7 protein-coding genes are annotated in these 8,227 nt (G+C 74.9%); 4 read left to right on the top strand and 3 right to left on the bottom strand.

The genetic code is table 11. The features are described from left to right. The first annotated feature begins 334 nt into the window (after positions 1–334). On the top strand, positions 335–1,093 hold the full coding sequence (locus LCE31_RS23815) for a PIG-L deacetylase family protein (RefSeq protein ID WP_225017418.1): 759 nt from the start codon (positions 335–337) through the stop codon (positions 1,091–1,093). A gap of 34 nt (positions 1,094–1,127) precedes the next feature. Here LCE31_RS23815 and LCE31_RS23810 read toward each other — a convergent pair whose 3' ends face one another. The 3 genes from LCE31_RS23810 to glmS form a co-directional block, all read right to left on the bottom strand. Continuing rightward, the gene (locus tag LCE31_RS23810; protein ID WP_225017416.1) at positions 1,128–2,588 is read right to left on the bottom strand and encodes an NAD(P)H-hydrate dehydratase; all 1,461 of its coding nucleotides are present in this window, start codon (positions 2,586–2,588) and stop codon (positions 1,128–1,130) included. 4 nt (positions 2,589–2,592) lie between these two features. Then, positions 2,593–2,961: a holo-ACP synthase gene (locus LCE31_RS23805; RefSeq protein WP_225017414.1), complete on the bottom strand. Its 369-nt coding sequence runs from the start codon at positions 2,959–2,961 to the stop codon at positions 2,593–2,595. A gap of 63 nt (positions 2,962–3,024) precedes the next feature. Then, complete coding sequence (gene glmS / locus LCE31_RS23800; RefSeq protein WP_225017412.1) at positions 3,025–4,872, bottom strand: glutamine--fructose-6-phosphate transaminase (isomerizing); 1,848 nt, start codon at positions 4,870–4,872, stop codon at positions 3,025–3,027. 222 nt (positions 4,873–5,094) lie between these two features. Here glmS and LCE31_RS23795 point away from each other — a divergent pair, with 222 nt between their 5' ends. From LCE31_RS23795 to LCE31_RS23785, 3 genes are all read left to right on the top strand, one after another. Next, on the top strand, positions 5,095–5,550 hold the full coding sequence (locus tag LCE31_RS23795; protein WP_225017410.1) for a helix-turn-helix domain-containing protein: 456 nt from the start codon (positions 5,095–5,097) through the stop codon (positions 5,548–5,550). 3 nt (positions 5,551–5,553) lie between these two features. Further along, on the top strand, positions 5,554–6,111 hold the full coding sequence (locus tag LCE31_RS23790) for a PIN domain-containing protein (protein WP_225017408.1): 558 nt from the start codon (positions 5,554–5,556) through the stop codon (positions 6,109–6,111). Between the two features lie 264 nt (positions 6,112–6,375). Then, a complete protein-coding gene (locus LCE31_RS23785) occupies positions 6,376–8,172 on the top strand; it encodes a hypothetical protein (protein WP_225017405.1) in 1,797 nt (598 codons plus the stop codon). The last annotated feature ends 55 nt before the right edge of the window (positions 8,173–8,227 follow it).

Genomic DNA, 8,227 nt, shown 5'->3' with positions numbered 1-8,227 from the left:
CCCCCGGGCGGGCGCGCGGCGGGGGGGGGGGCGGGGGCGGCGGGGGGGGCGGCGCGCCCCCCCCCCCCCCCCCCCCCCCCCCCCCCCCCCCCCCCCCCCCGCGCTTCGTGCGGAGGAGGCCCCGGCCCGCGGGCCGTTCCCCGCCACGAGGCCGGCGGAAGTGGACGGGTGGCCCCTCTTCGACGCCGTGCGACCGCAGGGGCCGCCGGAGACGGCCTGACGATCCGCCACATCGCGCCGGGCCGCCGGGACGCGCCCGGCCCGGCCGCCCTGGGGCCTGCGGCGCCGCGCACCATACGATCGGCCTCATCCCGCGCCGGAAGGTGGTCCGTTCATGTCCGTGCCCGATCTGCTCGCGGTGTTCGCGCACCCGGACGACGAGTCGTTGTCGGCGGGCGGAGTGCTCGCCCGTCACGCGGCGGCGGGCGCGCGTACCGCCGTCGTCACGGCAACCTGGATCGCGGACACCCCGCGAGCCGCGGAGCTGGCCGAGGCGCTGCGGATCCTCGGCGCCGGGGAGCCCCGGATGCTCGGCTACGCCGACGCACGCGTACCCCAGTCGGCCCCGGGGTGCGGCCGGTTCCTCGACGCGCCGATCGACGAGGCGGTGCGGCGGCTGGTGGCGCACATCCGCGCGTTCCGCCCGGACGTCGTGCTCACCCATGACGCGTACGGCGGCCTGACCGGTCACCCGGACCATGTGCACACGCACCGGGTGACCGTGCTCGCCGCCCGGGCGGCCGGGCTCGGGCTGCTCTACCCGGAGGCCGGCGCCCCCTGGCAGCCGCGCGCCGTGTACCTGGCCACACACCCGCACTCGGCCGTACCGGCGCTGGAAGAGGTGATCGGTGCGCGGAGGGCGGTGTACAGCGTTCAGGACAGCCAGGTCACCACAACGGTCGATGTGGGCCCGTGGCTGCGGCAGAAGATCGCCGCGGTACTGGCGCACCGCTCCGAGGTGGAACGGGGAGCCCTGCCCGGTGTGATCGCCGGCCTCGCGCCCGAGGCACGGGAGCGGCTGTTCGCCACCGAGTGGTACATCCGCCACTCACTCCTGCCCGCCGCGCCGGCCGAGGCGGAACTGACCGGCTGACCACGGTCACGATCGCCGGGCACGCACGCGGCCTCTACGGAACGGGGAGTGACGCGTGCACGTCGCGCCACGCCGCCGGGATGCGGGCCGCCACGTCCTCGGCGGCGAGCGGGGCGCCGCGTGCGCCGAGGCGGGCCGCGAGGCCGTGCAGGTACGCGCCCACCGAGGCGGCGTCGCGCGCCGGGAGGCCGGTCGCGAGGAGCGAGCCGGTCAGGCCGGTGAGGACGTCGCCGCTGCCGGCCGTCGCGAGCCAGGCGGTGCCGGTCGCGTTGACCCGTACCGGCACGGCGGGATCGGGGTCCGCGACCAGCGTCGTGGACCCCTTCAGCAGGACCGTCGCGCCGTAGCGCGCGGCGAGTTCCCGCACGGCGGCGAGGCGGCCCGACTCGACCTCGGCGCGGTCCGTGCCGAGCAGCGCCGCCGCCTCGCCCGCGTGCGGGGTCAGCAGGGTGGGCGCGGTGCGGGCGCGGACGGCCGCCGCGTCCAGCCCGTGCAGGCCGTCCGCGTCGACCAGAACGGGGACGTCGGAGGCGAGCACGTCGTCCAGTCCTGGGCTGTCGCCGAGGCCGGGGCCCACGGCCCACGCCTGGACGCGGCCCGCCTCGGCCGGTGTGCCGTCGCTGACCAGCGTCTCCGGGTGGCGCGCGAGGACCGCGTCACCGCCGGGGCCCACGTACCGCACGGCCCCCGCGCCGCCGCGCAGCGCGCCCGCGACGGCGAGGACGGCCGCACCCGGGTACTTCGCCGAGCCCGCCACCACCCCGACGACGCCCCGCCTGTACTTGTCGCTCTCGCCGCCCGGCACGGGCAGCAGCCGGGCCACGTCCGCGTGCTGGAGCGCCTCGATCGCGGGGACGGACGGCAGGTGCGGGCCGAGCCCGATGTCCACCAGACGGGGCACGCCCGCCGCCTCTGCCGCCGGGTCGATCAGCAGCCCCGGCTTGTACGTGCCGAACGTGACCGTCACGTCGGCGCGCAGCACCTCGCCCGCGACCGTGCCGTCGTCCGCCTCGACGCCGCTCGGCAGGTCCACGGCGACGACGACCGCGTCCGAGTCGCGCGCCGCCCGCGCCACCGGCACCGCGTCGGCGCGGAGTCCGCCGTGGCCGCCGATGCCGGTGATGCCGTCGAGGACGAGGTCGGCGCCGGCCAGTACCGCGTACGGGTCCTGGCCGGGGCCCAGGACGTGCCCGCCCGCGCGGCGCAGCGCCGCGCGGCCGCCGGGGTGCGCCCGGTCGGGGGCGAGCAGCACCGCGCTGACCCGCACTCCGCGCCGGGCCAGGCGGGCGCCCGCGTACAGGGCGTCGCCGCCGTTGTCGCCGCTGCCGACGAGCAGCACGGCCCGCGCCCCGTAGACCCGGCCCCGGCCGAGCAGGCTTGTGCACACGGCCGCGAGCCCGGCCGCCGCGCGCCGCATGAGCGCGCCCTCGGGCAGCGACGCCATCAGCTCGCGCTCGGCCGCCCGTACCGTTTGAACGCCGTAAGCAGTCCGCATGTGCTCAACCTTCCGCGATCACCACGGCCGACGCCACTCCCGCGTCATGGCTGAGCGAGACGTGCCAGGCCCGTACCCCGAGTTCGGCCGCCCGTGCGGCGACGGTGCCGCGCACCCGCAGCAGGGGCCGCCCGCTGTCCTCCACCTGGACCTCCGCGTCCGTCCAGCGCAGCCCGGTGGGCGCGCCGAGCGCCTTGGCGAGGGCCTCCTTCGCCGCGAACCGGGCGGCGAGTGAGGCGGTGCCGCGCGGCGCCCCGTCGGGCAGCGTCAACTCGCCCTCCACGAAGAGCCGTTCCCTCAGCTGAGGGGTGCGTTCCAGGGACTGCCCGAACCGCTCGATCTCCGCCACGTCGATCCCCACCCCGATGATCACTTCTCCACCCCTCTTCTGGGCGCCCGCCCCACCGCCCGGCGGCGCGCCCGTCGGTCCTGCCGCTCACTCCACGGTGACGGACTTCGCCAGGTTGCGCGGCTGGTCGACCTCGTTGCCGCGCGCCGTCGCCAGTTCGCAGGCGAAGACCTGCAACGGCACCGTCGCGAGGAGCGGCTGGAGCAGCGTCGGCGTCACCGGGACGCGTACGAGATGGTCCGCGTACGGTGCCACGCTCTCGTCCCCCTCCTCCGCGATGACCACGGTCCTGGCGCCGCGCGCCCTGATCTCCTGGATGTTCGAGACGATTTTGTCGTGCAGCACCGACCGGCCGCGCGGCGAGGGTACGACCACGACGACCGGCAGGCCCTGCTCGACCAGCGCGATCGGCCCGTGCTTCAGCTCGCCGGCCGCGAACCCCTCGGCGTGCATGTAGGCGAGTTCCTTGAGCTTGAGTGCGCCTTCGAGGGCGACCGGGTAGCCCACGTGGCGCCCCAGGAACAGCACGGTCCGCCGGTCCGCGAGGGACCGCGCCAGCTCCCGTACCGGCTCCATCGTCTCCAGCACCCGCTCCACCTGCTCGGGGACGCGGGACAGTTCGCGTACGACGGCACGGATCTCGTCGCCCCAGGTGGTGCCGCGCACCTGCCCGAGGTAGAGCGCCACCAGGTAGCAGGCCACGAGCTGGGTGAGGAACGCCTTCGTGGAGGCGACGGCGACCTCGGGGCCCGCGTGCGTGTACAGCACGGCGTCGGACTCGCGGGGGATGGTCGAGCCGTTGGTGTTGCAGATCGCGAGGGTGTGCGCGCCCTGCTCGCGGGCGTGCCGCAGCGCCATCAGCGTGTCCATCGTCTCGCCCGACTGCGAGATCGCGACGACGAGCGTGCGGTGGTCGAGGATCGGGTCGCGGTAGCGGAACTCGCTCGCGAGCTCCACCTCGCACGGCACGCGGGTCCAGTGCTCGATCGCGTACTTGGCGATGAGGCCCGAGTGGAAGGCGGTGCCGCACGCGACGATGACGACCTTCTCCGCCTCGCGCAGCACCTCGGCCGGGATGCGCAGCTCGTCGAGGCTGAGCGTGCCGTCCGCGCCGATCCGGCCGAGGAGCGTGTCGGCGACGGCCTTCGGCTGCTCGGCGATCTCCTTGAGCATGAAGGAGGCGTGGCCGTCCTTCTCGGCGGCCGACGCGTCCCAGTCGATGTGGAAGTCGCGCACGTCGGCGGGCAGGCCGTCGAAGCCGGTGACGGTGACGCCGTCGCGGCGGGCCTCCACGACCTGGTCCTGGCCCAGCTCGATCGCGTCGCGCGTGTGCGCGATGAAGGCGGCGGCGTCGGAGGCGAGGAACGCCTCGCCGTCGCCGACGCCGACCACCAGCGGCGAGTTGCGGCGCGCGCCGACGACGACGTCGGGGGCGTCCGCGTGCACGGCGACGAGGGTGAACGCGCCCCGGAGGCGGCGGCACACCTGGCGCATCGACTCGGCGAGGTCGCCGCAGGCGGAGAACGCCTCGGCGAGCAGGTGCGCGACGACCTCGGTGTCGGTCTCGGACTCCAGCGTGTGGCCGCGCCCGGCCAGCTCCGCGCGCAGGGCCGCGAAGTTCTCGATGATCCCGTTGTGGACGACGGCGACGCGGCCCGCGTTGTCGAGGTGGGGGTGCGCGTTGGTGTCGTTGGGCACTCCGTGGGTGGCCCAGCGGGTGTGCCCGAGCCCGGCCGTCCCCGCGGGCAGCGGCGCCTCGGCCAGCGCCTTGTCGAGGTTGACGAGCTTCCCGGCCCGTTTCGCCGTGGCAAGCCCGCCGTCCGCGAGGATGGCCACGCCGGCGGAGTCGTACCCCCGGTATTCGAGGCGCTTCAGTCCGGCGACGACCACGTCCAACGCCGACCGCGAGCCGACGTATCCCACAATTCCACACATAACGGGCACCCTACGACCCCACCACCACCCGGCACGCGTCGGACACGACGCCCCCGCCCCTACGAAGCCGGGCCGGCGCCCACAGGGCCACACACCGCCAACCGGGGGCAGACGGCCGATGTTCGCCGGATACCACGCCATCGAGTTGCGGTTATTGCGATTGTTTCGAATACTGCGATTCGAGAGTATGGTGACGAGATCAGCCACGACAAGGGGCTCATCATGACCAAAACAGACATGAGGCCGGTGAAGCTGCCCCCCGAGCAGGAAGCCTCCGCGAATCGGGCGCTCCACCAAGTCCGCGGCTACCTGGAAACGCACCGCGACCTCAGCCAGATCACCGTCAGGCCCGACGGAGACCCTGAGCCGCTCGCGCTCCCGAGGGAAGTCGTGGAACTCCTGGCCGGGGTACTCGCGCACCTGGGCGCAGGCCGTGGCGTCTCGGTCGTGCCCTCCGACGCGGAACTGACGACACAGCAAGCCGCCGACATGCTCAACGTGTCGCGGCCGTTTCTCATCGGCCTGTTGACCGCCGGGGAGATCGAGTACCGCACGGTCGGCACCCACCGGCGCATCAAGGCCTCGTCCCTCTTCGAGTACAAGCAGAAGGACGACCGGCGTCGCCGCACCGCCGCGGACGAACTGACGGCACTCGACCAGGAGATGGGACTGATGTAGTCCATGGCTTTCGTCGCCGTCTATGACGCCGACGTCCTTTATCCCAGTGTGCTGCGCGACGTCCTCATCCGGGTCGCGCAGGCCGGCCTCGTTCAGGCGAAGTGGACGGGCGCGATCCTGGACGAGACGTTCCGCAACGTCAAAGCCAAGAATCCGGCACTCGATCCGCTGAAGCTGGACCGGACGCGTGAGCTGATCATGGCTTCTGTCCCCGACTGCCTCGTCAAGGGCTACGAGCCCCTCGTACCGGCACTGGAACTGCCGGACCCCGACGATCGTCACGTCCTGGCGGCAGCCGTACGCGCCAAGGCGCAGGCCATCGTGACGTACAACCTGAAGGACTTCCCCGAGAAGTTCCTGTCACCCTGGGACGTCGAGGCCGTCCACCCGGACGCCTTCCTGGAGGCCCAGATCGATTTGGCCCCGGCGATCGTCTACGGGGAGATCCGGCGCATCGCCGACAGCTGGAAGCGTCCTCCCGGCACGGTGGTCGATGTCATCGAGCGGTTGGAGAAGTCGGGGCTGGTGGCCACGGTGGCGGCTTTACGAGCACTTGCCTGAAAGCCGTTCGACACGGGATGACCCGGCGGTCGCCCGGTTCGCGGCCACGGAGCTCGCGTCCCGGGCCCCCGGGCGTCCCGGCATCCGGCCGCGTCGGCAGAACCGCCGCACCCCGGGCCTCCCGGGCGCCGCCCGGGCGCCGCCCGCGCACCACCCGGCCCTCCCTAGAACGGCGCCGCCCGGCCGCCTCCCGGTGCCACCCGGCAAGGGGACAACGGCACATTCCTCTGGTGGCGGGCACCCCGGACGGCCTTCAATGGGTACGTGACGCTCCGCTCCCTGCTCAGCCTTCCCCGCATGCTGCGGCACGGCTCCACCATCGGCACCGATCTGCCTCCCGACACCGCCGTCGTCCTCGACCCGCCCGCGCCCCGGCTGCGCACCGCCCTGGTCGCCGCGGCCCTGGGCCGGTACCTGCCGGTCAGCCACCTCCTCGCGGCGACCAGGAAGGACGGCGAGTGGGAGAATCGCGGCGCCTGGGTGCCCCGCCTCGCCACGGCGGCGCTGCACAACCCCGGCTGGCTCGACGACTGGCTCGCCGCGGCGCCCGACGACCCGGACGCCGCGCTGCTGCGGGCCGGGGTGAGCCTGAAGCACGCCTGGGCGGTCCGCACGGGAGCGCGGGCCAAGGACGTGCCGCAGGAGCAGTTCCAGGCGTTCTTCGCGCTGCTGGACGACGCGGTGCCGGTGATCAGCGCGGCGGCCGAGGCCAACCCCGCGGACCCGGTGCCCTGGCAGCTCGCGCTGGAGCACGCGACGGGCAGCCAGTCGCCGCGCGACGTCTTCGACGCGTACTGGGCCCAGGCCGTGGAGCGGGCCCCGCACCACTACGGCTGCCATGTCGCCGCGATGCAGTACTTGTGCGAGAAGTGGCACGGCTCGCACGAGGAGATGTTCGACTTCGCCGAGCGCGCGGCGGAACACGCGCTGCCCGGCTCGAAGCTGCACGCGCTGCCGCTGCTCGCGGCGGTGGAGTACGACGTGCTGGCCGAGGCCGTGGGCGGGGACGACGCGCGCCGCTCCCGGATCTCCCGGGTGCGGGTGCGGGCGGCGGTCGAGCGGGCGCTGGCCCTGGTCGAGTCGTACGAGCCGGGCGACCCGGAGGTCGCGGACGTACGCAACCACCTGGCGCTGATGTTGCTGCTCGCGCGGCGGCCCGGGGAGTCGCTCGCGCAGTTCAGCGCGATCGGGACGCACGCGACGGAGTACCCGTGGGGGTACTTCGGACCGCCGCGCGAGCAGTTCCTGGAGTTCCGGGCCGGCGTACGGCTGCATGTGGCGTCGCAGATCCCGTTCTTCGCGGGCCGCGCGATCCCCGCACAGCGCGTCCAGCAGCCCGACGCGGTGACCGTCGCGGTGCTGCGGGCGGCCCCTCGGCGGGTCGCGGAGGCGGCCCGGCAGGCGGGCGCGGACCTGCGCATAGCCCCGCGCGGCGACGCGACGTACGCGGAGGTCCCCGCGGGCACACCGGAGCGTGGAGCGTCGGCGCGGCGGGCCACGCTGATGGGTGAGGACGGCCTCACAGCGGTCGCTGCGAGCCTGACGCGCGCGGTGCGCCGCCCCGCGCTGGTGCTGCGCAGGACCGGCGACCGCTACGGCTTCACGCTCCTGCACCGGGGCCGCCGCCTCGCGGACCACGAGTGGGACCCGGCGGCGCCGATCCCGGACCACGAGACGGCGGCGGCGACCGCCCGCACCCTCGCAGCCTCGTACGGCGTCGCCGACGCCCGCCCCCTGACGGCGCTGCTGCGCGCCTCGGACGCCCCGGCGGTCCGTCTGACCTCGCTGGTCGCGGCGCTCGGCCTGCCGCCGGTGCCGCCCGACCTCACGCTGACGAAACTCCCCGACACCCAGCTGATCAGCCGCGCGCCGCGCCCGAGGGGCTGGTGGGCGGTCCGCGTCGCGGCGATGCTGGTCTGCGCCCCGGCCACGGCCTACGCCTGGTGGGCGCCGGGCATCGGCCGCACCCGTGCCTCCCTGGCCACGGTCGCCACGGCGTACCTGACCGCCCGCCTCACCCGCGCCTGGCGCCACCGCCCCCGCCACCTGCCGGGGGCGTAGGCCGCGGGCGCGTGGCCGCCCGCCCCGGGGCGCGGGGCCCGGGGCCGGGCGGTGC

It is taken from the genome of Streptomyces sp. 8L, assembly GCF_020176795.1.
GTDB lineage: Bacteria > Actinomycetota > Actinomycetes > Streptomycetales > Streptomycetaceae > Streptomyces.
This window is presented reverse-complemented; position numbering and strand designations above follow the sequence as displayed.

Excerpts from the sequence above, each read along its gene's own strand:
- LCE31_RS23815 (WP_225017418.1), top strand. The coding sequence starts at position 335 with ATGTCCGTGCCCGATCTGCTCGCGGTGTTCGCGCACCCGGACGACGAG.
- LCE31_RS23790 (WP_225017408.1), top strand. The coding sequence starts at position 5,554 with ATGGCTTTCGTCGCCGTCTATGACGCCGACGTCCTTTATCCCAGTGTG.
- LCE31_RS23810 (WP_225017416.1), bottom strand. The coding sequence starts at position 2,588 with ATGCGGACTGCTTACGGCGTTCAAACGGTACGGGCGGCCGAGCGCGAG.
- glmS (WP_225017412.1), bottom strand. The coding sequence starts at position 4,872 with ATGTGTGGAATTGTGGGATACGTCGGCTCGCGGTCGGCGTTGGACGTG.
- LCE31_RS23795 (WP_225017410.1), top strand. The coding sequence starts at position 5,095 with ATGACCAAAACAGACATGAGGCCGGTGAAGCTGCCCCCCGAGCAGGAA.